This is a genomic window from Blastococcus sp. CT_GayMR16, from assembly GCF_004570875.1.
Classification (GTDB): domain Bacteria; phylum Actinomycetota; class Actinomycetes; order Mycobacteriales; family Geodermatophilaceae; genus Blastococcus_B.
Genome location: NZ_SPQK01000003.1, coordinates 48200 through 74236, shown reverse-complemented (window position 1 = coordinate 74236; position 26037 = coordinate 48200). Strand labels below are relative to the sequence as shown.

General features: G+C 71.2%; 24 protein-coding genes and 1 tRNA gene. 15 read left to right on the top strand and 10 right to left on the bottom strand.

The features are described 5' to 3' along the window. The first annotated feature begins 80 nt into the window (after window positions 1–80). The 3 genes from typA (at window position 81) to E4P38_RS05100 (ending at window position 3917) form a co-directional block, all read left to right on the top strand. Window positions 81–1973: a translational GTPase TypA gene (gene typA, locus E4P38_RS05110; RefSeq protein WP_135130699.1), complete on the top strand. Its 1893-nt coding sequence runs from the start codon at window positions 81–83 to the stop codon at window positions 1971–1973. Between the two features lie 250 nt (window positions 1974–2223). Then, the gene (locus E4P38_RS05105; protein ID WP_245160802.1) at window positions 2224–2751 is read left to right on the top strand and encodes a DUF5994 family protein; all 528 of its coding nucleotides are present in this window, start codon (window positions 2224–2226) and stop codon (window positions 2749–2751) included. Between the two features lie 182 nt (window positions 2752–2933). Further along, a complete protein-coding gene (locus E4P38_RS05100; protein ID WP_135130698.1) occupies window positions 2934–3917 on the top strand; it encodes an NAD-dependent epimerase/dehydratase family protein in 984 nt (327 codons plus the stop codon). Window positions 3918–3932: 15 nt separating this feature from the next. Here the strand turns inward: E4P38_RS05100 and E4P38_RS05095 are convergent, their stop codons facing one another. The 5 genes from E4P38_RS05095 to E4P38_RS05075 form a co-directional block, all read right to left on the bottom strand. Continuing rightward, window positions 3933–4922 (bottom strand): sulfite exporter TauE/SafE family protein, encoded by a 990-nt coding sequence (locus tag E4P38_RS05095; RefSeq protein WP_135130697.1) that lies wholly within the window; start codon window positions 4920–4922, stop codon window positions 3933–3935. Between the two features lie 230 nt (window positions 4923–5152). After that, complete coding sequence (locus E4P38_RS05090; protein ID WP_135130696.1) at window positions 5153–6565, bottom strand: MFS transporter; 1413 nt, start codon at window positions 6563–6565, stop codon at window positions 5153–5155. A gap of 7 nt (window positions 6566–6572) precedes the next feature. Then, window positions 6573–7574: an inorganic phosphate transporter gene (locus tag E4P38_RS05085; RefSeq protein WP_135130695.1), complete on the bottom strand. Its 1002-nt coding sequence runs from the start codon at window positions 7572–7574 to the stop codon at window positions 6573–6575. 6 nt (window positions 7575–7580) lie between these two features. Beyond that, window positions 7581–8198, bottom strand: a complete 618-nt coding sequence (locus tag E4P38_RS05080; RefSeq protein ID WP_135130694.1) for a DUF47 family protein — start codon at window positions 8196–8198, stop codon at window positions 7581–7583. 104 nt (window positions 8199–8302) lie between these two features. Beyond that, a complete protein-coding gene (locus E4P38_RS05075; protein WP_135130693.1) occupies window positions 8303–8869 on the bottom strand; it encodes a sigma-70 family RNA polymerase sigma factor in 567 nt (188 codons plus the stop codon). A gap of 69 nt (window positions 8870–8938) precedes the next feature. Between E4P38_RS05075 and E4P38_RS05070 the strand changes: the two genes are divergently transcribed. From E4P38_RS05070 to E4P38_RS05050, 5 genes are read left to right on the top strand one after another with little or no spacing between them, the layout of a single operon-like run. Next, entirely contained in the window at window positions 8939–9580 is a 642-nt protein-coding gene (locus E4P38_RS05070) for a hypothetical protein (protein WP_135130692.1), read from the top strand. Then, window positions 9577–11349: a copper resistance protein CopC gene (locus E4P38_RS05065; protein ID WP_135130691.1), complete on the top strand. Its 1773-nt coding sequence runs from the start codon at window positions 9577–9579 to the stop codon at window positions 11347–11349. Before E4P38_RS05070 ends, E4P38_RS05065 begins: the two co-directional genes overlap by 4 nt. 35 nt (window positions 11350–11384) lie before the next feature. Then, a complete protein-coding gene (locus E4P38_RS05060; protein ID WP_135130690.1) occupies window positions 11385–12110 on the top strand; it encodes a YcnI family protein in 726 nt (241 codons plus the stop codon). After that, window positions 12107–12784: an SCO family protein gene (locus E4P38_RS05055; RefSeq protein ID WP_135130689.1), complete on the top strand. Its 678-nt coding sequence runs from the start codon at window positions 12107–12109 to the stop codon at window positions 12782–12784. Before E4P38_RS05060 ends, E4P38_RS05055 begins: the two co-directional genes overlap by 4 nt. After that, complete coding sequence (locus E4P38_RS05050) at window positions 12781–13857, top strand: hypothetical protein (protein ID WP_135130688.1); 1077 nt, start codon at window positions 12781–12783, stop codon at window positions 13855–13857. Before E4P38_RS05055 ends, E4P38_RS05050 begins: the two co-directional genes overlap by 4 nt. Before the next feature lie 4 nt (window positions 13858–13861). Here the strand turns inward: E4P38_RS05050 and E4P38_RS05045 are convergent, their stop codons facing one another. The 4 genes from E4P38_RS05045 to E4P38_RS05030 form a co-directional block, all read right to left on the bottom strand. Further along, window positions 13862–14599, bottom strand: a complete 738-nt coding sequence (locus E4P38_RS05045; RefSeq protein ID WP_135130687.1) for a phosphocholine cytidylyltransferase family protein — start codon at window positions 14597–14599, stop codon at window positions 13862–13864. Window positions 14600–14678: 79 nt separating this feature from the next. Further along, window positions 14679–15794 carry a CDP-glycerol glycerophosphotransferase family protein gene (locus tag E4P38_RS05040; RefSeq protein ID WP_135130686.1) on the bottom strand — a complete coding sequence of 372 codons (1116 nt, stop codon included), beginning with the start codon at window positions 15792–15794 and terminating at the stop codon, window positions 14679–14681. Beyond that, window positions 15791–16576, bottom strand: a complete 786-nt coding sequence (locus tag E4P38_RS05035) for an HAD family phosphatase (protein WP_135130685.1) — start codon at window positions 16574–16576, stop codon at window positions 15791–15793. The genes E4P38_RS05040 and E4P38_RS05035 overlap by 4 nt, the downstream gene beginning before the upstream one ends. A 29-nt stretch (window positions 16577–16605) precedes the next feature. After that, window positions 16606–18222 (bottom strand): mannitol dehydrogenase family protein, encoded by a 1617-nt coding sequence (locus E4P38_RS05030; protein WP_245160801.1) that lies wholly within the window; start codon window positions 18220–18222, stop codon window positions 16606–16608. Window positions 18223–18860: 638 nt separating this feature from the next. Between E4P38_RS05030 and E4P38_RS05025 the strand changes: the two genes are divergently transcribed. From E4P38_RS05025 to E4P38_RS23385, 6 genes are all read left to right on the top strand, one after another. Next, complete coding sequence (locus tag E4P38_RS05025; RefSeq protein ID WP_245160800.1) at window positions 18861–19469, top strand: M23 family metallopeptidase; 609 nt, start codon at window positions 18861–18863, stop codon at window positions 19467–19469. Between the two features lie 20 nt (window positions 19470–19489). After that, on the top strand, window positions 19490–19903 hold the full coding sequence (locus tag E4P38_RS05020; protein ID WP_135130683.1) for an AraC family transcriptional regulator: 414 nt from the start codon (window positions 19490–19492) through the stop codon (window positions 19901–19903). A gap of 20 nt (window positions 19904–19923) precedes the next feature. Continuing rightward, on the top strand, window positions 19924–20337 hold the full coding sequence (locus E4P38_RS05015; protein WP_135130682.1) for a VOC family protein: 414 nt from the start codon (window positions 19924–19926) through the stop codon (window positions 20335–20337). Between the two features lie 112 nt (window positions 20338–20449). Then, window positions 20450–20522, top strand: a tRNA-Ala gene (locus tag E4P38_RS05010). Window positions 20523–20701: 179 nt separating this feature from the next. Next, window positions 20702–20971 carry a hypothetical protein gene (locus E4P38_RS05005; protein WP_135130681.1) on the top strand — a complete coding sequence of 90 codons (270 nt, stop codon included), beginning with the start codon at window positions 20702–20704 and terminating at the stop codon, window positions 20969–20971. Window positions 20972–21280: 309 nt separating this feature from the next. After that, entirely contained in the window at window positions 21281–21802 is a 522-nt protein-coding gene (locus E4P38_RS23385; protein ID WP_245160799.1) for a hypothetical protein, read from the top strand. 439 nt (window positions 21803–22241) lie between these two features. Here E4P38_RS23385 and E4P38_RS04990 read toward each other — a convergent pair whose 3' ends face one another. Further along, complete coding sequence (locus E4P38_RS04990) at window positions 22242–22409, bottom strand: hypothetical protein (protein WP_245160798.1); 168 nt, start codon at window positions 22407–22409, stop codon at window positions 22242–22244. A gap of 753 nt (window positions 22410–23162) precedes the next feature. On the opposite strand from E4P38_RS04990, the gene E4P38_RS04985 reads away from it, so the two are divergent. After that, on the top strand, window positions 23163–25781 hold the full coding sequence (locus E4P38_RS04985; protein ID WP_135130918.1) for an AAA family ATPase: 2619 nt from the start codon (window positions 23163–23165) through the stop codon (window positions 25779–25781). Window positions 25782–26037: the final 256 nt, after the last annotated feature.

Genomic DNA, 26037 nt, shown 5'->3' with positions numbered 1-26037 from the left:
CGGGCCGGCGACCGTTACTCCCATGACGGGCGCACCAGAGCGCCGAATCCCCGAATGACTTTCTGAGGTGCTTTTTTTCCATGCCCACCCGCGACGACCTGCGCAACGTGGCGATCATCGCCCACGTCGACCACGGCAAGACGACCCTGGTCGATGCCCTTCTCCGTCAGGCGGGCGCCCTGGGGCGGTCCAAGGGCGAGGGCACGGACAACGACTCGACGCAGGACCGGGTCATGGACTCGATGGATCTCGAGCGCGAGCGCGGGATCACCATCCTCGCCAAGAACACCGCCATCCACCTGGCTGACGACAACGGCAACCCCGTGGTCATCAACATCGTCGACACCCCGGGCCACGCCGACTTCGGTGGCGAGGTCGAGCGCGGCCTGTCGATGGTCGACGGCGTCGTCCTGCTCGTGGACGCCTCCGAGGGCCCGCTGCCGCAGACCCGCTTCGTGCTCCGCAAGGCGCTCGGCAAGGGCCTGCCGGTCATCCTCGTGGTGAACAAGACCGATCGTTCCGACGCCCGCATCGGCGAGGTCGTCGACGAGACCTACGAGCTGTTCATGGAGCTGCTCGAGGACTCCGGCATGGACGTGGACAACCTCGACTTCCCGATCGTCTACAGCAACGGCAAGACTGGCCAGGCGTCGCTCACGCGTCCGGAGGACGGCACCTCACCCGACAGCCCCGACCTCGGGCCGCTGGTGAAGACGCTGCTCGACACGATCCCGGCACCGGTCTACGACGCCGAGGAGCCGCTGCGCGCGCAGGTCACCAACCTCGACGCCTCGCCCTACCTCGGCCGCCTCGCCCTGCTGCGCATCCACTCCGGTGAGATGAAGAACGGCCAGCAGGTCGCCTGGTGCAAGGTCGACGGCACGATCAAGAACGTCAAGATCACCGAGCTGCTGGTCACCGAGGGCCTCACCCGCACGCCGGCTGACAGCGCCGGCCCCGGTGAGCTCGTGGCCATCGCCGGCATCGAGGACATCATGATCGGCGACACCCTCGCCGACCCGAACGACCCGCGGCCGCTGCCCCCGCTCACCGTCGACGAGCCGTCGATCTCGATCACCATCGGGATCAACACGTCGGTGCTGGCGGGCCGGTCGGGCAAGAAGCTCACGGCCCGGCTGATCAAGAACCGGCTCGACCAGGAGCTGGTCGGCAACGTGTCGGTGCGGATGCTGCCCACCGACCGTCCCGACACCTGGGAGATGCAGGGCCGCGGCGAGCTGGCGCTGGCCATCCTGGTGGAGCAGTTGCGCCGCGAGGAGTTCGAGCTCACCGTCGGCCGGCCGACCGTGGTCACCAAGGAGATCGACGGCAAGCTGCACGAGCCGGTCGAGCGCGTCACCATCGACGTCCCGGGCGAGTACGTGGGCACGCTGACCCAGGCGCTGGCCAGTCGCCGCGCGCGGCTGGAGAACCTCGTGCACCACGACACCGGCTGGGCGCGGATGGAGTACATCATCCCGTCGCGGGGCCTCATCGGGTTCCGCACCGAGTTCCTGACCGAGACCCGCGGTACCGGCGTCCTCAACCACAACCTCGAGGGCTACGAGCCGTGGCTCGGCGACATGCGCGCGCGCCCGACCGGCTCGCTCGTCGCCGACCGGCAGGGTGTGGCGACGACGTACTCGATGTTCTCGCTGCAGGAGCGCGGCTCGATGATGGTGCAGCCCGGCACCGAGGTCTACGAGGGCATGATCATCGGTGAGAACTCCCGTCCGGACGACATGGACGTGAACATCACCAAGGAGAAGAAGCTCACTAACATGCGCAAGTCCACCTCCGAGGAGCTGGAGCGGCTGATCCCGCCGCGCATCCTGAACCTGGAGCAGGCGCTGGAGTTCTGCGCCGAGGACGAGTGCGTAGAGGTCACCCCGGCCACCGTCCGCATCCGCAAGGTGGTCCTGGACCAGACCGAGCGCGGCAAGGCGAAGAACCGCAAGCCCAAGCCCGCCTGAGCAGTCTCCTGCCTGCCCGCAGTTGATCATCGCCTGCGTGCCCGGCCGGTCGGCGCGTCCAACCGCGTTCGCCTGTGTCGCGTGCACGCAGGCGATGATCATATTTCGGGTGGCGAGAGGGCTGACGTGGCGAGAGGGCTGACGTGGCGAGTCGGGCACGGGTCGTGACGACCGGCCGGTGGACGGCGACCCGCCCGTCGTCCCTTGCGCGGACGGCGCGCTGACCTCGACGTACGTTCCTCTCGGGTCCGTGTGGACGGCCCTGGCGACGACGAGAGAGGCGCTGATGACGGCGATCACCCGAACGGCTCTGGACGCGGGGTTCCGGGGCGGGATCGACGTCCGGGTGAGTCTCCGAGCCGACGCGGGCGACCGGAACTCGGCGTTCGACGGGGCGTGGTTCCCGCGCACCCGTGAGCTGGCGGTCGAGGTGCCCGAGCTGATCGCCGAACTCGACCGGCGCGGCGTCCGGGTCGAGCGGTTCACCTACGCCCTCGACGCCTGGTCACCGGCGGCCCGCAAGCTGGTCGTCGGCGACCGGATCGTGCGCACCGGCGGCTTCCGCAGCATGGACCCCGGCATCGTCTGCCTGACCTGGGACGCCGGCACGCGGCGGGCCGACCTGCTCGTCGTGCCCCCGGAGACCGACGTGCTGACCGGCGCCCGCGCGCTGCGGCTGTGCACCCGCCGTGGCCTGCCGCGCTCGCCGCAGATGGTGCTGGCCGCCGCCCGGTCGACACCGCTCCCGCAGGTGCCGGAGTACCGCCGAGCCGTCTGAACGCGGCCCGTAATGATCAGGAGACCTGATCATTCGGGGTCCTGGCTCACTGTCGACGGTGAGCCAGGACCCAGCATGCTGAGCCAGGACGACGAAACGTCCGCCTGACGACTGCGGGCCGGGCTCTACGCCTCCGGCGAACCGGCTGGACGGCGGGGGCGGGACTCGGCTGGAGTGGGGCCATGCGACTCCTCGTTCTCGGTGGCACCCACTTCCTCGGCAGGCACGTCGCGACGGCGGCGCTCGAGCGCGGGCACGACGTCGCGACGTTCACCCGCGGGGTCTCCGGCGAGCCTCCGGAGGGGGCGCGGGCGCTGCACGGTGACCGGAACGACCCCGACGCCTTGCCGGCGGCGCTCGACGGTTGGGCGCCCGAACTCGTCGTTGACACCTCCTGCCGGACCCGCGCCGCTGCCCGGAATGCGGCGGCGGCCCTCGGCGACGTCGCCGGGTACGCGTTCGTCAGCAGCCTCAACGCGTACCGGAACTGGCCTCCGGGCCCGGTGGGCAAGGAGGAGGACGAAGCAACCTGGTCGACCGAGGACGACGACTACGGCCCCAACAAGGCCTTTGCCGAGCGGGAGATCGGGTCGGCCGTCGGGACCGGCTTCCTCACCGCGCGGGCGGGGCTGATCATCGGCCCGCACGACTACGTCTACCGGCTCGGCTGGTGGCTGGACCGGATCGCCCGCGGGGGTCGCGTCGTCGTGCCGGCCGAGGGGCTCGCCCAGCCGATCGCCTTGGTGGACGCCCGCGACCTGGCCGGCTGGCTCGTCGACATGGCCGAGCGCGGCGAGACCGGAGCGGTCAACGCCACCGGGCCGAACGGGATGACCACCTTCGGCGGCCTCCTCGACCTCTGCCGGGACGTCACCGGCAGCGATGCCGAGTGGGTGCCGGTGCCGGAGGCGGACCTGCTCGACGCCGGCGTCGAGGAGTGGGTGCACCTGCCGCTGTGGTTGCGGGCGGCGGACGCCGGCCCGGGATGGGACATCGACACGACCCGGGCGCGGTCCCTCGGGCTGCCCAGCCGGCCGCTGGCCGAGTCGGTGGCCGACACCTGGGCGTGGCAGACAGCGGACGGGGGGCCGTTCGTCTCCCCGTTCGGCTCTCCGCAACCGGGCCTGCCGGTCGAGCTGGAGGAGCGGCTGCTCGCGGGCCGCTAGGCCTCCGGCGCCGGTCTAGTCGCGGGGGGCGCTCGGGCGCCCGGCGGGGACCCGCGCCTCGGCCGGCTCGGGGTCGACGTCGGCCGCGACGTTCGCCTGGATCTCGGCCTGGGCGGCGACCGCCTCGGCGGACTCGAGGACGCGATCCTTGCGGTACGCGCGGAAGGAGTGCACGACCGCCGCGGCCCAGACGACGTAGATGACGGCGTAGACCGAGTAGCGGACGGCGTCGCCGGCATCGATCCAGTCGCTGGTCAACAGCGTGCGGGTGTTGGTCTGGACGATCATGCCGCCGACCAGCGAGCCGAGCAGGCGCGGCGGGACGTGGCGGACGAGCCAGGCGGCGATCGGGGCGGCGACCAGCCCACCGGCCAGGAGGCCGAGTGCCCAGGTCGCGTCGACGCCCTGGGAGCCGAGCGCGAACAGGAAGCCCAGGCTCGCGGCCAGGGCGATCAGGAACTCCGAGGTGTCGATCGAGCCGATCACCTTGCGCGGCTCCATGCGCCCGCTGGCCAGGATCGCGGGCGTGCCGATCGGCCCCCAGCCCCCGCCGCCGGTGGCGTCCACGAAGCCGGCGACCAGGCCGAGCGGGGCGAGGAAGCGCTTGCGCATGGGCTTTCCCAGGTGCCGGCGGTCGATCCCGCGCAGGGTGAAGCGGATGAGCAGGTAGAGACCGAGCGCCAGGAGGATCAGCGACATCGCCGGCGCGGCCAGGGCGGTCGACAGGTGGGACAGGAAGGTGGCGCCGGCAAAGGCACCGACGGCGCCCGGGACGCCGATCTTCGCGACCACCTTCCAGTCGACGTTGCCGAACTTCCAGTGCGCGAGCCCCGACATCAGGCTGGTGCCGATCTCGGCGAAGTGGACCGTTGCGGAGGCGGCGGCCGGGCTGGTCCCGATCGCGAGCAGCAGCGTCGTGGAGGTGACGCCGTAGGCCATGCCGAGGCTGCCGTCCACGAGCTGCGCGCCCAGGCCGACGAGGGCGAGCAGGACGATGGTCTTCACGGGAAGTGGACTCCGAGTCAGGGGACCGCGGGCGCCCGGACACGGCGCAGCACAGCGGGTTCAGCAGGGGCGGGGGGAGACGCGGGGCGTCAGCAGCCCGGACAGCGACTCGCGCAGACCCGCAGCAGGTCGACGTGGATCCGCCCCACGAGGAGCACCGCCGTCGCCGCCACGTGCATATGTCTACCAGGCCGATCGACATATGCAACGTGGCGTCCCACACCGCGGGACTACCCCTCGAGGACGTCGTTCCGGATGGTCAGCCACGAGACCACGCCACCCGCGGCGAACAGGGCGGCGCACGCGATCAGCGCGATCCGGAATCCGCTGGTGAAGGCGGTGGGGTCGGCGTAGTCGTCCCCGGAGAGGCCCACCGCCACCGGCAGCGCGGCCACGGCCAGCAGCTGAGCGGCACGGGCCACGGCGTTGTTGACCCCGCTCGCGATCCCCGCCTGCGCGTCCGGCGCCGCACCGAGCACCGTGGCGGTCAGCGGAGCGACGACTATCGCCATGCCCAGCCCCTGGAGCACCGAGCCCGGGAGGATCTCGACCACGTAGGGAGCGCTGCCGTCCACCCAGGCCAGCCACAGTGTGCCGACCGCGACGATCAGCGGGCCGACGGTCATCGGCAGCCGCGGGCCGATCCGCGTCGCGAGCGCGCCGGCCCGGGGCGACAGCAGCGTGATCAGCGCGATCGTCGGCAACGTGGCCGCGCCGGCAGCCGTGGCGTCGTACCCGAGCGTGGTCTGCAGCTGGAGCACCAGGAACAGGCCGCTGCCCCCGAGCGCCCCGTAGACGGCGAGCGTGGCGAGGTTGGCGCCGGTGAACTGCCGGTCGCCGAACAACCCCAGCGGCAGCATGGGGTCGGCCGCCCGCTGCTCGCGCACCACGAAGGCCACGCCGGCGGCGAGGCCGATGGCGACCGAGACCACCACGTCGGCACGCGTGAACGATTCGCCACCCGCGATGAGGGCGTAGGTCAGCCCACCGAGCGCCAGGGCGCCCAGGGCGGCGCCGAGCACGTCGAAGCGACCGTGACCACCCGCGTCGTGGCTCTCCGGGACGTGCCGCCCGGCCACGGCCACGATGACGACGGCGAACGGCACGTTGATGAGGAAGACCAGTCGCCAGCTCACCGTGTCGACGAGGACCCCGCCGAGGAACGGGCCGATGAGACCCGAGATGCCGGCCAGGGACGACCACAGGCCGATCGCCCGGGCGCGGTCCTGCGGCCGGAACGAGGACTGGATCAGAGCCAGACTGCCGGGGGTCAGCAGCGCGCCGCCGACCCCCTGGAGGGCGCGGGCCGCGACGAGCTGCCCGGTGTTCTGGGCCAGGCCGCAGAGCAGGGAGGCTGCGGCGAACCAGCACACCCCGATGACGAAGACGCGGCGGCGGCCGTAGCGGTCGCCGAGCGAGCCGCCGAGCAGGATGAGCGACGCCAGCGTCAGCGTGTAGCCGGTGACCGTCCACTGCAGGCCCGACAGCGAGGCGTCGAGCTCGCGGCCGATCGAGGGCAGCGCCACCTGCACGGCCGTCGCGTCGAGGAACGCCATGCCCGACGCCAGCACCGTGACGACGACCAGCCACCGGCCCGGTGCGGTGCCGAGCGCGACCGACTGCCGTGCAGGAGCGTCGGTCATGAGCCGCTCAGCCGATGACGAGATCGGTCAGGTAGAACGCCACCGCAGCGACCGCGCCGGCGGCCGGCAGCGTGACGATCCACGCGAGCACGATGTTGCCCGCCACGCCCCAGCGGACCGCCGACAGCCGACGGGTCGCGCCCACGCCCATGATCGAGGTGGTCGTGATGTGCGTCGTCGACACGGGGACGGCGAACACGGTGGCCGTGGTGATCATGACGCCCGAGGCGACCGTCTGGGCGGAGAAGCCCCCGGCCGGGGTGAGCTGGATGATCCGTCGTCCCATGGTCCGCATGATGCGGAACCCGCCCGCGTAGGTACCCGCGCTGATCGCCGCGGCGGCCGCCAGGACCACCCAGAAGGGGACGTCGAACGTGTCGATCTCGCCGGCGGTGAACAGCGCCAGGGTGATGATGCCCATCGTCTTCTGAGCGTCCTGCATGCCGTGGCCCAGCGCCATGGTCCCGGAGCTGACGATCTGCGCGTAGCGGAATCCACGGTTGGCCTTCGACACGTTCGCGCCCCGGAAGGTCCACAGGATGCCGAGCATGAAGAGGTAGCCCAGCCCGAAGCCCACCAGCGGCGAGAGCACCATCGGGATGATGACCTTGTCGAAGATGCCCATCCACTTCACGGAGTGGACGGCGGCCAGTGCCGCGCCGACCAGGCCGCCGATGAGGGCGTGCGACGACGACGACGGCAGGCCGAAGTACCAGGTGATCAGGTTCCAGGTGATCGCCCCGATCAGGGCGGCGAAGACGATCTTCAGCCCGTCGGAGCCCCGGGGAGCGTCGATGATGCCCTCGCCGACGGTCTTGGCGACCTTGGTCGAGATGAGGGCGCCCACGAGGTTCATCACCGCGGCCAGCGCCAGGGCCACCCGCGGCGTGAGTGCCTTGGTGGAGACCGCCACGGCGATGGCGTTGGCGGCGTCGTGGAAGCCGTTGGTGTAGTCGAAGGCCAGCGCTACCGCGACGATCAGCAGCAGCGCGAGGAAGGCCGCATCCATGCGGGGTCAGGACTCCTTGACGGCGATCGTCTCGACCACGTTGGCGACGTGCTCGAACGCGTCGGCCGCCTCCTCGAGCTGGTCGGCGACCTCCTTCAGCTTCATGATCTCCAGCGCGTCGAACTCGCCGCTGTAGAGACGCGAGAGCAGCCGGCGGTACAGCTTGTCGGCCTCGTTCTCGATCCGGTTGACCTCGATCCAGTAGTCGGAGAGGTCCTTCAGGGTGCGCAGCCGGGGCATGGCCTCGGCCGTGGTGTGGGCGCAGCGCTGCAGGAGCTCGACCTGCTGGTGCATCTCGGCCGGCAGCGTGCCGAGACCGGTCAGGATGACCAGGTCCGCGGCCGCCTCGACGAAGTCCATGACGTCGTCGAGGTCACTGGCCAGGTTGTAGATGTCCTCGCGGTCGAACGGCGTCACGAAGCTGGTGTTGAGCTGCCGGAAGATCGCGTGCGTCGTCTGGTCGCCGGCGTGCTCGAGGTCGCGCAGTTTGTCGTTCAGTTCCGGACGTCGGGCGTGGTCGTGGACGAAGTCGCTCAGGACGTCGGTGGCGGCCACCAGGTTCTCCGCCGAGGCGGTGAACAACGGGTAGAAGCTCGAGTCCTTGGGGGTCAGGCTGAAGGGCACGCGGCGGCTCCGTATCGGGATGGGAAACGGACGGCGTCATGGAGATGACGCACGGCCGTCGGGCAGCATAGGTGCCCCACGGAGGACGGATGTCCCCGGCAGCGTCAGGCGTGGGCGGTGTCGCCCCGGGGATCGTCCTCGGCCACCCCGCCGAGGGAATCGACGAGGTCCGCCCGGGCCCGCGCGATCCGGGACCGGATGGTGCCGACCGGGCAGCCCGCCACCTCCGCCGCCTCGGCATAGGAGAGGCCCAGCAGCTGGGTCAGGACGAACGCCTCACGGCGGTCGGGGTCGAGCCGGGCCAGCAGATCCGCGGCCGCCGCTCCCTCGGCCACGGCGTCGACGAGTGCCCCGTCGCGCTGGAAGAGCTCGAGGTCGGCGTCGTCCCGGACCAGGGTGAGCCGCCGGCGGCGGCGCGAGCGGACGGCATCGGCGCACACGCGGCGGGCGATGGCCAGCAGCCAGGTGCGCACCGACGAGCGGTTCTCGAAGCGGTGCAGCGACCCGAAGGCGCGGAGGTAGGTCTCCTGCGTGAGGTCGTCCGCCGAGGAGCGGTCCCCAAGGGCGGCGCACAGCCGCCAGACGTCGGACTGGGTGGCCCGCACGAGCGCCGCCGCGGCCAGGGGATCGCCCCCGGCGGCGCCGGCCGCGATGCGCTCGAGCTCGTCCATGTCTCCATCTTCATCGGCTGGTGCAACCCCGCCGGGAACCAGGAGGCCTCGGCGGACGACTAATCAACCATGACCTGTGTGCCCTTCCGGGAGGCGATCTCCGCGCGGCTCGATGCCGAGCCCCTCGGGATGCCCGGATCCGAGCTCGACAGCCACCTCTCGACGTGCGCCGCCTGCTCGGCCTGGGCTGCCGACGCCGCTCGGGTGACCCGCCGTGCCCGGCTGTCGGCGGCACCGCCCGTTCCCGACCTCACGGCCACGGTCCTGGCCGCGCTGCCCCGTGAGCTGCCGGGCGTCGGCGCCGCCGCACGGGTCCGGCTGGTCGACACCGCGCTGCGGCTCGCCCTGCTGGCCGTGGGCGTCGCGCAGGCCGGACTGGCCTGGCCGGCGCTCGCCTCCGGGCAGGCCGCCATGAGCGCGCCGGTGCACATGGCGCACGAGACCGGCGCCTGGAGCCTGGGCGTGGCAGCAGCGTTCCTGGCCGTCGCCGCGTCCCCGCGGCTGGCCGCCGGGGCGTTGCCGTTCCTGGCCACGGTCACCGCGCTCCTGGTTCCGGTGACCCTCGCCGACCTCGGGGCCGGGCACGTCCACGCCGACCGCGCCGCCGTCCACCTGCTGCTCCTCGCCGGGCTGGCGCTGGTGGCCACGGTCGCCTGGCGCGGGCACCGGCACCGCGCCCGGGCGGTCTCCGGGCAGCGGGTGCCCGCGTGAGGCGTGCCCCCCTGCTCCTGCTCACCCTGCTGGCCGGCTGGTTGCTCGCCGGCGTCGTCACGGCCGGGCCGGCCTTGGCGCACGCGACGCTGATCTCCACCGACCCGGGCGAGAGCGCCCGGGTGGACCAGGTGCCGGCGGCGGTGACCCTCGAGTTCAGCGAGGGCGTCTCGCTCGGTGCCGGGTACGCCCGGGTCCTGGGGTCCGACGGCGAGCGCGTCGACGCCGGGACGGCGTCGGTCGGCGGCGGCGTCCTGACGATCCCGCTGCGCAGCGGGCTGCCGGACGACGGCTACCTCGTCACCTACCGGGTCATCTCCGCCGACTCGCACCCGATCTCCGGCGCCTACTCCTTCGTCGTCGGGGACGGCGAACTCGTGCCCACCTCCGCGGCCGGCACCGAGGACCCCACCGACCCCGTCGTCGCGGTCGCCCTGCCGCTCTTCCGCTGGCTCGGCTTCGCCGGCGTGGCCCTGGCGGTCGGCGTGCCGGTCCTCGCGCTGCTCTGCTGGCCCGGCGGCTGGGCCTCGGACCGGCTGCGCCGGCCGGCGATCTGGGGGGCCGTCGCGGTCGCGGTCGGCGCGCTGGGCAGTTTCCTGTTCCAGGGGCCCTACGCCGCGGCCACCGGTCCCGGCTCCCTGCTCGACCCCTCCCTGCTGCGCGCCACGGCAGCGGCGGGCGCCGGCTGGGCGCTCCTGGCCCGCTTCGTCCTGGCGCTCGCCCTGGCCGGGGTGCTGCTGTCGGTCTGGCGCCGAGGCACTGCGCCGTCCGCCGGCCGGGTCGTGCTCGGCGGTGCCCTCGCCGCCGGGCTGGTGATCAGCACGGCCGCGATCGGCCATCCGGTCGCCGGCCCGTGGCCCTGGCTCGCCGTCGCCGTCACCGTGGTGCACGTCGCGGCGATGGCCGTCTGGCTCGGCGGCCTCGCGGGGCTGTTCCTCGCCGTGCTCCGGCCGGAGGTCCCGGCCGGCGAGGTCGCCGCCGTCGTGCCCCGCTACTCGCGGATCGCGTTCGGGGCGGTGGCGGCGCTCGTCGTCAGCGGCACCGTGCAGGCGGTCCGGGAGGTCGAGTCGCCCACCGCGCTCTTCGTCACCGCCTACGGCTGGTTGCTCGTGGCCAAGCTGGTCCTGGTCGCCGTGGTGCTCGCGGCAGCCGGGATCTCGCGGGTCTGGGTGCAGCAGCGGCTGGGGGTGCGCCGCTCCCGCCGTGGCGGGAGCCGCAGCCTCACCGCCCACGCCTTCGCCGCCACGGCCGACCCGAACGGGAGCGTGCAGACTGCCGCGGACGTGCGGGGGCAGACGCAGTCGGACAGCGCGGCCGAGCACGTGCCGGCGCTGCGCCGTTCGGTGCTCGTGGAGCTCGCCGTCGCCGCTGCCGTCCTCGCGCTGTCGGCGACCCTGGTCGGCCTTCCACCGGCGCGGGCGGCCGTCGCCCAGCCGGTCGACGCGCTGCTGCCGCTGCAGAGCGCCACCGGCCCGTCCGGCAGCGTGCAGGTGTCGGTGGACCCCGCCCGGCCCGGCGGCAACACGCTGCACGTCTACCTGTTCGACGACACCGGACGGCTCACGCAGCCGGCCGACATCACCGTGAGCCTGACCGAGGCGAGTCAGCAGATCGGCCCGCTGGACGTCGAGCTCTCACCGGCCGGGCCCGGTCACTACGTGAGCGACGCGATGGACATCCCCGGCGCCGGCACCTGGACCCTCGCCGTCAGCGTCCGGCTCGACGAGTTCACCGCCACCACGGCCAGCACCGACTTCCCGGTCCGCTGACCGGTACACGTCCCACCCCGATGAAGAGGAGTTCCGTGTCCTTGCCCCGCCCCCTCGCCCGTCTCGCCGTGGTCGTCCTCGCTGCAACCACGGCCGTCGCGGCCTCCAACGGGCTCGCCTCGGCCCACGTCAGCGTCTCGTCCCCGGACGCCGCGGCCGGCGGCTTCGGCAAGCTGACCTTCCGCGTGCCCAACGAGAGCGACACGGCCAGCACCACCACGATCCGGATCCAGTTCCCCACGGACACGCCGCTGGCGTCACTGCGGACGCAGCCGGTGCCCGGCTGGACGGCCACCACCACCCGCAGCGAGCTCGACCCACCGGTCACCGACGACGACGGTCAGCGGATCACCGAGGCGATCTCGGTGGTGGAGTTCAGCGCGGACGCCGGCGGCGGGGTCGGGCCGGGGGAGTTCCAGGAGTTCTCGCTGTCCGGCGGCCCGTTCCCGGACGCCGACTCGCTCGCCTTCCCCGTGGTGCAGAGCTACAGCGACGGTAGCGAGTCGGCCTGGATCGAGCCGACCGTCGACGGCCAGGCGGAGCCGGAGCACCCGGCCCCCGTGCTCTCGCTCGCCGCCGACCCCGCGGCCGCGACCCCGACCGCCGCCGCCACGGACGAGGCGTCCGTGCACTCGCACGGGGACGACGTGTCGAACGCGCCCGCAGGCCTCGCGCTGTTCCTCTCGATCCTCGCGCTGCTCGCGGCGATCGGCGGCGTCGTCCTCGGGTTGCGGGCGGGCCGACGTACCGTGTCCTCGTGAGCTCCGCCGTCCTTAGCCGCCGTAGGCGCCAGGCCCTGGCGGCGCTGCTGCTCGCCTCGGGCCTGGCTGTGTCGGCCTGCGGGACGGCGACCCCCGGGGCCGACGCCGGCCACGACCACTCCGCGAGCTCCGGGCCGGCCACGGTCGAGGGACCGGAGGACGTCTATGCCGGCCTGGACCTGGCCGAGCCCTACCGCCGGCCCTCCTTCACGCTCACCGACACCGCCGGCGCGTCCTTCGACTTCACGGCCGCCACGTCGGGCCGGCCGACCCTGCTGTTCTTCGGCTACACGAACTGCCCGGACGTGTGCCCGACGACGATGGCCGACGTCGCGGTGGCCCTGCGCGGCCTGGACGCGGCGCTGGTCGAGCAGCTGCAGGTCGTCTTCGTGACAACGGACCCGAAGACCGACAGCCCCGGGGTGCTCGGGGAGTACCTGGCCCGCTTCGACGCGGACCTCCCACAGCGGTTCATCGGACTGACCGGCGACCAGGAGGCGATCGACCAGGCGCAGCTGTCGACCGGTGTGCCGCTGGCCGAGGAGGAGGGGCGGCTGCACTCGTCGTTACTGCTGCTGTACGGAACGGACGACGAGGCCCACGTCGCCTTCGACGCGGCCAACACCTCGCGAGACATCGCCGACGACCTGCGCCTGGTGGCGGGCGCGGCGTGAGACGGGTGGCAGCGCGGCTGCTGGTGGTCGCGCTGGCCACACTCGCGAGCGTCGCGCTCGCCGGACCGGCGTCGGCGCACGTCGGTGGTGGGGCGGCAGGCAGCGACTTCGACGGCCGGGTCACCTCGGTCAGCCCTGACCTGCCCGGCGTGACGGTCCGGATCCTGCAGTTCGGGGACGAGTTCGAGCTGGTCAACTCGAGTGACACCGAGGTCACGGTGCCCGGCTACGAGGACGAGCCGTACCTGCGGATCGGCCCGGACGGCGTCTGGCGCAACGCCCGCAGTCCGGCGACCTACATCAACCTCGACCGGTACGCCCGCGTTCCGCTTCCCGGGGACGTCGACCCCCGGGCCGACCCGGACTGGGTGCAGCTGTCCACCGAGCCGCACTACGTCTGGCACGACCACCGGACGCACTGGATGAGCCAGGGCCAGCTGCCGCCGGTGGTGGCCGCCGATCCCAGCCGCAGCCACACCGTCTTCGAGTGGACGGTGCCGCTGCGCTACGGAGACAGCCCGGCCGAGGTGGCCGGGGTGCTCACCTGGACCCCGCCGCCGTCGCCGTGGCTGGTGTGGCCGCTCTATGCGGCGCTGGCGCTGATCGCGGCGGCGGCCGGCGTGCTGGCCGGGTCGGCCCGCCCGCTGGGGGCGCTGCTGCTCGTCGGGGCGGCTGCGGCGCTGTGGCACGCCGGGGCGACGCCGGTTCCGGCCGTCAGCATCTCCTCCCACACCGGGGCGATCCTCTCGGCCCTGCTGCCGGCGCTCACCGCCGCGGTCGTGGCCGTCCTGGGCTTCCGGGCGTCCCGGCGCGGGCGCGGCGCGATGACCGGTCTGTTCGCCGTCGTCCTGGGCTGGCTGCTGCTGGTGCAGGGGCTGCCCGACGTCGACGTCCTGTGGTCGGCGAACGTGCTGTCCAACGGGCCGCCGGAGGTCGGCCGGGTGGCCGTGGCGCTGCTGCTGGCGCTGGGCGCCGGGTTCGTGGTCGCCGGGATCGCCGCCGTCCGCCGGTTCCGGGAGGCCGACGTGCCGCCCGAGGGGGCGGACGCCGGCCGGCCCGTTCCGGCCGCCTGACGGGTCAGCCGACCTCGGCGACCTCGGCCAGATCGGAGACGTGTCCGCGGGTGCCGGGCAGCAGCGTGTTCGCCCGGTGGAGGTCGGTCTCGAAGTCGACCTCGACGGCGGCGAACTGGGAGATGTCGAGCGGCCGGAAGCGCAGTCCCTGCCGCTCGATGGCGGTCTCCATGCCCCGCTCGAAGTAGTCGGTGACGTCGCAGGCGTCGAGGTTGTCGATCAGCGTGGCCTTGTCGGCGGCGGAGACGTAGTTGATGCCGACGGCCTCGCCCAGCCCGCCCACCACGGTCTTGGACAGCTCGGCGACGTAGCCGTCGGGGTCGAGGGTGTACTTGACCTCTTCGTCGGCGACCGTGTTCGTGTCGACGCAGACGAAGCTCTGGTCTGCGTGCACGAGCGGCAGCGCGAGATCCACGACGGCCGGGTCGAACACCACGTCCCCGTTGAGCCAGAGGACGCCGCCGTCGCGAGAGGACCGGAGCCCGCGCAACAGGCTCTTGCAGGTGTTTGTCGTCGCGAAGTCGGGGTTGTAGACGAACGTCAGGTCGGGTGCGGCCTGCATGATCATCTCGCAGCGGAAGCCGACGACGACGGTGATCGGGACGTCGTTCCCGAGCACCGACCGCAGGCCGTCGAGCTGACGCTGGAGGATGCTCTGCCCGTCGTTCAGCGGGGTGAGCGGCTTGGGGTGGTCGCGACCCAGCCGGGTGCCCATGCCCGCAGCGAGGATGACGACCTCCATGGGTGGGGTCGCCGTCCGGAGCCTCGGCGGGTGGGCCGAGGAGGGGGAGCGACCCCGCAGGACGTTGTTCAGAACTCGATCAGAGGTCCGCATGGTTCTCATCTCCCTCGGGGTCTTCGGTGGGGGTGGTGGGGAAGAGCAGGTCGAGGACGCGCTGGGTGGCTGCGCCGTCCTCGAGATGGGTGAAAGTCTCCCGGAAACGGGCGTAGTCCTCCGCGCTTTCCGCGGCGATCGCATCGATGTCCGTGATGGCGTCGACGAGTTCCTTGCTGGTGCGCAGCAGGGGCGTCGGGGCGGCCTCGGCGAGGTCGAAGTAGAAGCCGCGCAACTCGTCCCGGAAGTAGTCCAGGTCGTAGGTGAAGAAGACGATCGGCTTGCCGGTGATGGCGAAGTCGAACATCGTCGAGGAGTAGTCGGTGACCAGCAGGTCCGCAGCCAGGTAGAGGTCGCGGATGTCCGGATAGCCGCAGACGTCGCGCACCGGCGATCCCTCGGGAATCTCCAGCCGGTCCATGACCATGTTGTGCAGCCGGAGCAGCAGCACGTGGTCCTCGCCCAGCCGCGCGGCGAAGTCGTCGAGGTCGATCGGGAACTCGAAGTCCTGGGGTCCGGTCTTCTGGAACACCAGGTCGTCGCGCCAGGTCGGCGTGTAGAGCACGACCTTCTGGTCGTCGCCGATACCGAGCTCGGCGCGGACGGCGGCCCGGACCTCGCCCGCGCGCGGCGAGCTCAGCAGGTCGTTGCGGGGGAGTCCCGTCTCGTGGATCGGGCCGCTGAACCCGAACGCCCGGCGCAGCCGCTCGGTGCTGGCGGCGTTGGGGGACAGCACCAGATCCCAGCGCGCGATGTCGTGCTCCAGGTAGGCCAAGCGGCCTTCGGGCGCCCAGAGGACGTCGTTGTGGATCCGCTTCAGCGGCGTCCCGTGCCAGGTCTGCAGGTAGGTCGCGCCGGGCCGCTTCTCCCAGTCGAGCGGGATGTGGTCGTTGGAGACGACGACGTCGGCGGCCTCGAGCGCGGCGACGGACGCGGGGGTGCCGAACTCCGCGGTGCTGACGCCGTCGGGGAACGTCGCCTGGGTGTGCGGTGCCGACAGCCAGGTGACGTCCGCGTCGAGGCCCCGCTCGAGCAGGGCCTCGTAGATCGCCCGCGGGCTGTCGGAGAAGTGGCCGCGGAACGCGGTGAAGACGAGGTTCATCGGGCCGCTCCGGTCACGAGGTCGTCGGCCGCCGAACCGCGGCGGGCGAGCACCGGCAGCAGCAGATCGGCCAGTTCCTGCCAGGAGCTGACGACGGCGAGCGCACCGGCGGCCCGGAGCGCCTCGGCGCGGTCGGCACGCTCGTCGGGGAGCACGAAGAGCAGGTTGCCGATCGTGGGGCAGCCTGCGGCGACCGCGGACCGCACGCCGGCCACGGCGTCCTCGACCGCCAGACCCGCCTCGGGTGCGATGCCGAGCTGGGCGCAGGCGTGCAGATAGACGGCCGGGTCGGGCTTGCTCGTGGGCGTCGGCAGCGAGTCCTCGGCGCTGTACCGGCGGGCGGGCGGGATCAGGTCGTCGAGGCCGGTGGCCGTGAAGCACGCAGCCAGGCGCGCGAGTGCGCTGGAGCTCACGGCGGCGAGCGGCAGGACGGCGGCGAGGTCGGTCAACGCCGCCGACGTGGGGAGATGTGGCCGCAGCGTGTGCCCGAGGTGGGCGGTGACCGCCCGCTTCTCCTCGGCGACCCAGGGGTCCACGTCGATGTCGGTGACCCCCTCGGCGGCGGTCAGGCGCAGGGCCGTCGTCCGGAAGTTCATGCCCGTCGCTTCATGGCGGAGCTCGTCCGCGGTGAAGCGACGGTCGCTGCCGATCTCGGCCAGGAAGGCGTTGGTCACCTCGACGGAGGCGTCGAAGGCCGGCTCCTCGGAGGGGAACAGGTTGCCGTCGGCGTCGCAGAGCAGGATCTGCACCCGCTCGAGGAGCGGCGTCGGGTCGGTCGGCACGGGTCGGGCTCCTCTCGGTGCGGGGTCGGTCACGGCGTCGGCTCCTGGCGCAGTCTCCGGGTGCGCAGGACGGCTGCCGCGAGCGTTTCCCGGAGGCCGTCGCGTTCCAGCCCCTCGAGCGCCGAGCGGAGTTCGGCCACGAAGCCGAGGCAGTCGCCGAGGTCGCCGAAGATCGACCGCTCGGCGAGCAGCGGCCTCGGGTCGGTTCGTCCGGATCGGGCCAGGGCCTGCAGGGCGTCGGCGCGCGGGTCGTCGACGGGAATCGGCCGACCTGCGGCGTCGGTGCTCTGGAGGTAGCGGAACCAGGCGGCGACGGCCAGCGTGAGCAGTCCGTGCGGCCGGCCCTCGGCCACCGCCTGCCGCAACGACGGCAGCAGGTGGTGGGGCATCTTGGTCGAGCCGCGCCGGCAGAGCCGCGAGAGGTGGTCGGCGATGGCCGGGTTGGCGAACCGCTGGAGCAGGGTTCGCTTGTACTCGACGAGGTCGATGCCGTCCGGCGGCGGCAGCAGCGGCGTCACCTCGACGTCCATCAGCTGGGTGACGTACTCGGCCAGGTCCGGGTCGGCCATGACGCGGTCGATGCTGGCGTAGCCGGCGAGGGAGCCGAGGTACCCCAGCGCGCAGTGGCTGGCGTTGAGCAGCCGGGTCTTCATCAGCTCGTACCGGGCGACGTCGTCCACGAAGCGCACACCGACGTGCTCCAACGGCGGGCGCCCGTTGCAGAAGGTGTCCTCGATGAACCACTGGGAGAAGGGCTCGGTGATGACCGGCCACCGGTCGTCGACGCCGTACCGCTGTGCCACGGCCTCGCGCTGGTCGGGCGTCGTGTGCGGCGTGATCCGGTCGACCATGCTGCTCGGGAAGGCCACGCGGTCGGCGATCCAGCGGGCCAGCACCTCGTCGCGCAGCCGGGCGAAGCCCACGATCGCGGCCCTCGCCGCGTCGCCGTTGCGATGCATGTTGTCGCAGGACACGACCGTGAAGGCGGGCAGCCCGGCGCGGCGGCGTCGGTCCAGGGCCTCGACGACGAAGCCGAAGACGGTCCGCGGGGAGTGCGGGTGCGCGAGGTCCCAGCGGACGTCGATGTCGTCGGCGTCGAACGCGTCGGTCTGCGGGTCCAGCCGGTACCCGCCGCCGGTGATGGTCAGCGAGACCATGCGGGTGCGCTCGTCGGTGAGGACGTTGAGCACGGTCGAGGGCTCATCGGGTGCGTAGTGGTAGTCGACCATCACGCCCACGACGCGCGCCCGTTCGCCGTCGGGGCTGCGCTCGACGACGGTGTAGAGGTGGTCCTGGGGGGCGAGGGCGTCCTTCATGGTGCGGCTGTGCAGCCCCACGCCGACGACTCCCCAGCCGGTGCTGAGCCGTCGCTCGGCGAGCTCGTCGAAGTACAGGAGCTGGTGGGAGCGGTGGAAGCCGCCCACGCTGAAGTGGACGACGGCCGGAGTGAGCGCGGCCCGGTCGTAGGTCGGTACGAGCAACTGCTGGCCGTGGTGCTCCAGCGTCTCGTCCCGGAGCGGGCGGATGCCGGTGTGGGAGGCGGCGACGTTCGGCAGCTCGGGCAGCCCGATCTCGGGGGGAATGGCTCCCGCGCTGGGGAGTCCGGAGCCCAGGGGGAGGGGGCGGAAGATGTCTGCCTGGGTCAACGCATCCCTCCGTCTCTAACGTCTGTGGGCACGGCTCATCGCGGTCGTCCCAGTTCCGGGCCGACGCTCACCAGCAGTACACGTGTGTCGCGCGGTTCCGCGCAATGGTTCCGGCGCCGTGGCGCCCGTCCGTTGTGCGATCGATAGGCACGGAAGGGGCGCGGTGGTTTCACGCCGGAGGTAGAGCATGCCCCGGCGCGGGGCGCGCGAAACAATTCGGCCACTCGACCGGGTGCACGGCCCCTCGTCCGTGCGGGCGACCGTGGGCGGCCTCACAGCCCCGGCAGATCGCTCTCCCGCGGCCGTGTGCGAATGACATCGATGAGAGTAACGCGTGGGACTGGGGAGGTCTGTGAGGCACGTCGCACGGCGTGTCCCGGACGACGCGCCGCACGCCCGGTCACGGAAGCGTCACGGAATGTTTGTATAGCGCGCAGCCAAACCGGTGATCTCCTCCATCAGACGGGCAGGTGCATGGACGCACGTATGGGCCAGGAGGCCTCGACAGAGCTCCTGACTGCGGTTCGTCCGCCCGTCGCCACGGTGCCGCCGGCCGGCCCCGTCGTCCCGCCCCTCGCCGTCCTGCCCTGCTGCTGAGCGCGCTCCTCGCCGGCGGCGTCGCCGCTGCCGTCTTCGGTGTGAACGGCGCGACGGTGGCGTCTGCCGACGGGACCTCCGTCCTCGCCGCCCAGCAGGCGCTGCTGGCCGGCGACGAGGGTGCCGAGGTGCTGCCGCAGGCCTCGATCACCGTCGCGGAGGCCCAGGCCCGCCTCCAGGAGGTCGCTGCCTCGCGGGCCGCGCGCGCCGAGGCCGAGGCTGCCGCGGTCGAGGCGGCCCGGCCGAGAGCCGTCTTCCCCATTGATGGCGCCCGGTTGACCAGCACCTTTGGACCGCGTTGGGGAACGATGCACACGGGTATCGACCTCGCGGCACCCATGCTCACTCCGGAGTACGCCGCCGTCGACGGCGTGGTGCTCCGCGCTGGCTCGGCGAGCGGTTTCGGGCTGGCCGTCTACATCCTCACCGACAACGGCGACGTGATGGTCTACGGCCACATGGAGAAAATCACGGTCGAAGCCGGCCAGTACGTCGACGCGGGCGACACAGTGGCCCTCGTCGGCAACCGCGGCCAGTCCACCGGGCCGCACCTGCACTTCGAGATTCAGTCGGGCGGCATGGAGGGCAAGCGGATCGACCCCATGGTCTGGCTTCGCGAGCGGGGTGTGGACACCGACGCGGCCGTCTGACCGCGTGATCTGATCGCCAGGTGAGCCGCGCGGTCGAGGAGTCGAATCGTCGGCTGCTGCGGGCACGGGACGCGATGGACCGCCGCTACGCCGAGCCGCTCGACGTCCCGGGCCTGGCGCGGATCGCGCACGTCTCTGAGGCGCACTTCATCCGCACGTTCCGCGCCACGTTCGGGGAGACCCCCAACCGCTACCTGCAGCGGCGGCGGGTCGAGCGGGCGATGTTCCTGCTGCGGACGGGCGAGCGCAGCGTCACTGACATCTGCATGGACGTCGGCTTCTCGTCGTTGGGGACGTTCAGCCGGGTGTTCCGCGACATCGTGGGGGAGCCGCCGAGCGCCTACCGCCGTCGTGGGCCGCTGCCGCCCGTGCCGTCCTGCTTCGCGATGGCGTGGCTTCGACCGAGCAGTTTCGGAGAAGCAGCGGGGGAGTGACGGCCCCTAGCGTTCCTTGCATGTTGAACGCGATCACCATCACCCAGATCTACGTGCCCGACCAGGACCAGGCGCTGGACTTCTACGTCGGCAAGCTCGGTTTCGAGGTCACCAACGACATGCAGTTCGGCCCGATGCGCTGGCTGACCGTCGCCCTGCCGGGGCAGCCCGACCGGGCTCTCCTGCTGGAGAAGCCGGGGCCGCCGTCCATGAGCGAGGAGACCGCCGCCCAGGTGCGCGAGCTGATCACCAAGGGCGCCGCCGGCGGCCATCTGTTCTTCCGGTGCGACGACGCCTACAAGACCCACGCCGAGCTCAAGGCGAAGGGCGTGGAGATCACCGAGGAGCCGGTCGACCAGCCGTACGGCATCGACTTCGGGCTCCGCGACCCCTTCGGCAACCACATCCGCATCGCGCAGATGAAGCTGGGCTGACCTGGTCTGCGGGTGGCGGCGGCCGCCACGGGCGTCGCCACCCCTGCGCGGGATCGAGCGTCGCGCCCTGTACTGTTGCCACCGGCTCGGACACACCAGACCGGGTCGGCAAGGGGCTGTGGCGCAGCTGGTAGCGCACCACACTGGCAGTGTGGGGGTCAGGGGTTCGAGTCCCCTCAGCTCCACCCATCTGAGCAGGGCTTTCTTCGTCCTGCCCGCTTTCAACCAACTCCGTGGTTGCAGTTCTGGTTGCAGTTTGCCTGCCCTTACCTGTCAGCAGCAGGGCGCCCATCCGGTCCGCCGCCTCGCGGGCCAGCGCGGGCATGACGTGGCTGTAGATGTCCATCGTCGTGCGCATCTGGCTGTGGCCGAGCAGCTCCATGACCACGCGCGGGTGCACGTTCTCGGACAGCAGCAGGGTGGCGGCCGTGTGCCGGCCGTCGTGCAGCCGGACGTGGCGGACGCCGGCCTGCTGGAGCAGTCGGGTCCAGTCGTCGTAGTCGGTCTTCTTGTCGATCGGCCGGCCGTTGGGCTGGGCAAAGACCAGGTCCTCGTCGTGCCACTCGGAGCCGGCCAGCATCCGCTCGCCGAGCTGGGCGGCCTTGTGCCGGTGGAGTTCGGCGACGAGCGGTAGCGGAAGCGCCAGGGTGCGCTGGCTGCGCTTGCTCTTGGGCTCCTCGTAGATCAGCCCGCCGCCGCGGACGCGGTGGATGCTGCGCCGGACGGTGACGGTGTTGGCCAGCAGGTCGATGTCCTTCCACTGGAGGGCGAGGGCCTCGGACTGCCGCAGGCCCAGGGCCAGCGCGACCGTCCATCGGGCCGAGTTGCGCACGGTGGCGGCCGCTTCCAGGACGGCGCGGGCCTCGTCGAGATCAAGGGCGGTGGCCAGGTCGCTCGGCCGCTGCGCCGGCGGGTCGACGAGCGAGGCGACGTTGCGCGGGACGTGGCCGCGCTGGACCGCGACGGTCAGGGCCCGGGACAGGATGCGGTGGTGCCGCAGAACGGAAGCGGGGGAATAGCCGGCGTCGAGCAGGGCGGTGTAGAGCTGGTCGAGGTGCTCGGGCCGCAGCCGGTCGAGGCGGTGGCGGCCGATGCCAGGGATCAGGTGCTTGCGGACGGCGGACTCGTAGCTTTCCAGCGTCCGCTGGCGCACCCGGCGCGGCGCGATGGTGGTCAGCCAGTGCTCGAGCCACCCGCCGACGGTCGGGGTCGACGTCTCGCTGACCGTCCCGGTGTCGCGCCGGCGTTCGAGCTCTCGGACCTTCGCGACCACGACGCCGCGGCTCTTGCTGCTGACGTGCCGGCGGTCGAGCTTGCCGTCGAGCGTGAACCCGACGGAGACGTAGCCGTGCCAGCGCCCGTCGGCGCCCTTGTAGATCGTCGACTCTCCGTTCGACGCGCGTCCCGCCATCCGCTACCCCTTGAAGCTCTCTTGGAGGCTGAGTGTCCTGGAGCGCTGAGGTAAAGGGCAGGCTCGCTGTGGATTCACGCGGCGTCCGGCGAAGGCTGTGGACGAGATGGGAGAGCCTGGAGCCGGCGCACGTAGCGCTCGACCTCTGCCTGGGATATTCGGCAGCTGCGGCCGATGTGTACCGAGCGCAGCTCCCCGCTCTTCATGAGCGCGTACACCGTCGTGCGACCGATGCGTAGGACCTCCGCGGCCTCTTCGGGCGTGAGGAGGAGACGGTCGGCGGCCATGACTTCCCGAAGCGGCTGCGGATCATCCATATCGACATCTCCCGGATCAGTCGCGTGCTACGTGGAGGCTTGCGCACGACGGTGGGGGAGTGGCCTGCCGAACATCTCCAGTGCCTCACCAGTCAGGCCATCCCCATGGTGACCGTCGCCGACTCGGAGACCGGAGCCGCTGCTTCCTACTACTGCAGAAGTACTGGAGCTCGGGTTCAGTCCAGGTCGGGAGCGCCGGTGAGGTGCGCACGTCGCCGGTAGTTCTCCAGTACGGGTTCCAGAGCCCGCGCCAGGGCGGGCAAGTCGCGGTCGTAGACCCGCCCGTCGTTCAGCCGCGCTGCGAGGTCGCTGAGCAGTCTGGGCCAGTCGCGGCGGGTGGGCACTAGAGGTACCTGGACTTCGACGCGCCGCTCGATGACCTCCACCGCGGACAGACCGGAGGCCGCCGCCCGGGCCTGCTCCCAGGCGCGGTGCCGGCACGTGGCTGAACACCACTTGGGGATCGACCCCCGGCTCCCGGGTGTCATCGGCCCACCGCACCACCCACAGGTCGTCGCGGCGGCTCGCCGCTCCGGACCGTGCACGTCCGAAGCGGCTGGGCCCGAGGTGGCCTTCGGGGTCGTCAACCGGGCGTCCTGACGCTGTTGCCGCTCGCGCTCTCGCCGTCGGGCTCGATACTCGGGCTACCTCTGGTTCCCATGCCGCCAAGGCTCCGGATGAGTCTCCAGAAATCCGTCAGCACGAATCGGCAGACCCTGAGGTGCATGAGTGTGACGGTAAGGATCTTGAACTGCTGCCCGGCATGGCTCGATGTCGGCGCAGGAGTCGTGGACCGTCTGCGTGCGAAGGTCGAGGTCTGTGCTGGCGGTACCTGCCGGGGGTCGACCGTGGCAATGGCGGACTGTCGCGCGCCCGGGGAGGCGACCCACCCGCGCCGGGACAGGACAACTCCACCAAGGCGCAGATGAGCCATGGGCGCCGACCTCCCAAATGTGATGTGAGCGTTCTGCGTAATGGTGTAGCGGTGTGTCGCCTTGGTCTAGCAAAGTGTCCACATCGCAGGTCTTCAGCCTGAGGCGTCGTGCCGGCCGCCAGGCTTCGGCAAATCGGAACAGGGGGCGAAGGTCGTGGCCGACATGGACGCTGGCGACGAGGCCCCCGTCTCCCCTGGAAGCGCGGCTGCTGCCGCGCCTGACGCGGCCGCGGCTGTGCCTGGAACCGATCCGCGGGCGATCCTGGCTGCTTGGGCAAACGACAGCGACGAGTGGGTCCGATTCGTAGTCCGGCAAGTCCTCGACACCGGCCGGCCTCTGTCGCTTGAAGACGCTGAGGACGCGTACCAGCTCTTCCGGCAGGAGAAAGCGTTCGACAAACGCACCGCCCCGGAGGTCCCAGCGCTAACGACCCCCGCCAGCGCTGACGAGGCCGACGAGCCCCTAACCATTAAGAAGTTGTGCGACGTGAGCGGCGTCAATGCGCTTGTCGCCGGCGCTGTCATCGAACCCCACGAGGGACTCACGATCCTCTTCGGGGAGAACGGCACGGGCAAGACCGGATACTCGCGAATCTTCAAGGCACTCGCCGCGAGCCGGACGGCGGACGTCATCCTCGGCAATCTCGCCGCCGCCTCCAACGACCCGCAGTCGGCCACCATCGTCTACAAGCTCGGCAGCGACACCAGGACACTTGCATGGACCGGGGAGCGCGGTGTCTCGCCGTTCATCCGCATGTCGATCTTCGACAGTCCCTCGGTGAACTTCCACGTTGACGACGACCTTGAGTACACATACGTACCGGCGGCGTTGGCGCTGTTTAACCACGTCGTCGCCGGCCTGAAATTGATCCAGGCGAAGATCGATGACGCCGCCAAGCATCTCACCTCGGGCGCGACCACCCTGCTGAGCCGGTTTCCCAAGGAGGCCACGGTTCATCCGCTGATCGAGACGCTCGGGGCCTCCACCGACCTCGAAGCGCTCAAGGCGAAGTCCGATCCCGACCCGAACATCGAGGAACGCATCGACGTCCTGCGTCAAGCAGTCGCAGCACTCGAGGCGAACACCATCGGCACGCAGATCATCACCTTGACCCGCGTGGAGCGGGTTCTCTCCCAGGCGACCACCGTCGCGGCCACCCTGACCGCGTTCGATAGCTTCGGCTATCGGTCGCTTCTCGCTACTCGAGTTGCACTGGACGCGGACTACAAGAAGTTTCGCGACGAACTGTTCAGCGCCGCAGACCTCCCTGCTGGACCGGAGGAGTCCTGGGGAGAGTTCGTTGCCGCCGGCGAGCGATACCGGCGGCACCTGGAAGAGATTGGTTCACATGATGTCGCCCGCTGCCTGTACTGCCGGCAGCCACTGGCCGACCCAGCTCGAGAACTCCTCGCCAAGTACGCCGACTATTTGGCGGACAAGATCAGCAACGATATCGCCGCCACCGATGCCAGCATAAAGGCCACGGTTGCCCCGGTGCTCGGCATCGACTCAACCGACATTGCCTCGTTCGTCGCCGAGTACGCGGACGCCGGCGAGACCCCGCCCTTCTATCCGGCGCTCAGGGAGTTGCACTCGACCCTGACGAGCGTCCAGAAGATGACGGCGGTCGGCTCCGCAACCGAGGCCGACCTCCACGCGACGGTCGCGCCACTCTCGGAGACCCTCGCCGAAGCGCATGCGGCCGCCGAAGCCCTGCTGGTCTCGCTGCGGACTCAGGCCGACAACCGCACAACAGCGCTGGCGCAGAAGAAGAAGGAGCGCGACGAGCTGATTGCCGCCGCGGAGCTGGCCAAGTCGTGGCCCATGATCGACTCGCACGTCCGCAACGCGAAGGAAGCCGACCGCCTAGGCATCCTGAGCAAGCCTCTGCCAGGCCTGAGCCGCAGCTTGACGGCCTTGGCTAAGACCGCCAGCGATCAGTTGATCAACCAGAGCTTCGACACGTTGTTCCAGGAGGAGTGCGCCGCACTGCGAGCGCCGGAGCTACGGATCGAGTTCCTCGGGCGGCAGGGGAAGGCTCAGCGGCGGAAGATGATTGGCGGCAAGGTGAAGCCGTCGAAGGTGCTGTCCGAGGGCGAGCAGAAGGTCTTAGCGATGGCGGACTTCCTCGCAGAGGCTCGGCTGGCCGGCATCGACGCGCCGGTCGTTTTCGATGACCCGGTCTCGAGTCTTGATCACCGCCGCATCCGCGAGGTGGCCACGCGAATCGCGATGCTTGCCGAAGACAACCAGGTCATCGTCTTCACGCACGACATCTTTTTCGCCTCGACCCTGCTGGGCTTGTTCGAGAAGTCCAAGCGCTGCACCTACTACCAGATCACCGACGAAGCGGGGAAGGGTGAGGTTGCACGCGCGACCGGGCCCCGCTGGGACACGGTCGGAAACATGAAGAGGAAGATTAACGAGACGATCCAGGCGGCTCAGAAGGAGAGTGGTGAGGCTCGGGCGGCATTGGTTCGGACGGGCTACGGCTGGATCCGGTCGTGGTGTGAGGTGTTCACCGAAAGTGCGCTGCTCCAAGGCGTGACCCAGCGCTATCAGCCCAACGTGCGCATGACCACCCTGTCGCAAATCAAGGCAGCCGCTCTGCCGGTCGCCATCGAAACCGTCACGCGAATCTTCGAGGACGCGTGTCGGTACATCGACGGACACTCGCAGCCACTCGCTTCGCAGAACGTGAGCCCGACGCTCGCCGGCCTCGAGGCACACTGGCAGGAGCTTCAGGAGGCCCAAAAGGCCTACGGCCAGGCCGGGGGCTGACGCATGCGCAGGGCATGCCACCTCAACATGTGAGGACGGTGCGTGTGACCGGCCCGTTGGGGCCGCGGAAGATGGGACCGGAACAGGAGTTCGCCGTTCCTAGCGCTGGACCCGGGTGCACCAGAAATCGAGCGTGCCGAGCGGGAGGCGTCCAGTTCGGCCGGCGGGACGTACAGGGGACGCCTATGGCGCGGAGTCGCTGGGGGGCGTCTAGGCGGAGAGGGACTGTGGGCCGTTTCCTCTTGCTCGCCCCCCA

Excerpts from the sequence above, each read along its gene's own strand:
- typA (WP_135130699.1), top strand. The coding sequence starts at position 81 with ATGCCCACCCGCGACGACCTGCGCAACGTGGCGATCATCGCCCACGTC.
- E4P38_RS05100 (WP_135130698.1), top strand. The coding sequence starts at position 2,934 with ATGCGACTCCTCGTTCTCGGTGGCACCCACTTCCTCGGCAGGCACGTC.
- E4P38_RS05090 (WP_135130696.1), bottom strand. The coding sequence starts at position 6,565 with ATGACCGACGCTCCTGCACGGCAGTCGGTCGCGCTCGGCACCGCACCG.
- E4P38_RS05085 (WP_135130695.1), bottom strand. The coding sequence starts at position 7,574 with ATGGATGCGGCCTTCCTCGCGCTGCTGCTGATCGTCGCGGTAGCGCTG.
- E4P38_RS05075 (WP_135130693.1), bottom strand. The coding sequence starts at position 8,869 with ATGGACGAGCTCGAGCGCATCGCGGCCGGCGCCGCCGGGGGCGATCCC.
- E4P38_RS05070 (WP_135130692.1), top strand. The coding sequence starts at position 8,939 with ATGACCTGTGTGCCCTTCCGGGAGGCGATCTCCGCGCGGCTCGATGCC.
- E4P38_RS05045 (WP_135130687.1), bottom strand. The coding sequence starts at position 14,599 with ATGGAGGTCGTCATCCTCGCTGCGGGCATGGGCACCCGGCTGGGTCGC.
- E4P38_RS05040 (WP_135130686.1), bottom strand. The coding sequence starts at position 15,794 with ATGAACCTCGTCTTCACCGCGTTCCGCGGCCACTTCTCCGACAGCCCG.
- E4P38_RS05015 (WP_135130682.1), top strand. The coding sequence starts at position 19,924 with ATGTTGAACGCGATCACCATCACCCAGATCTACGTGCCCGACCAGGAC.
- E4P38_RS04985 (WP_135130918.1), top strand. The coding sequence starts at position 23,163 with ATGGACGCTGGCGACGAGGCCCCCGTCTCCCCTGGAAGCGCGGCTGCT.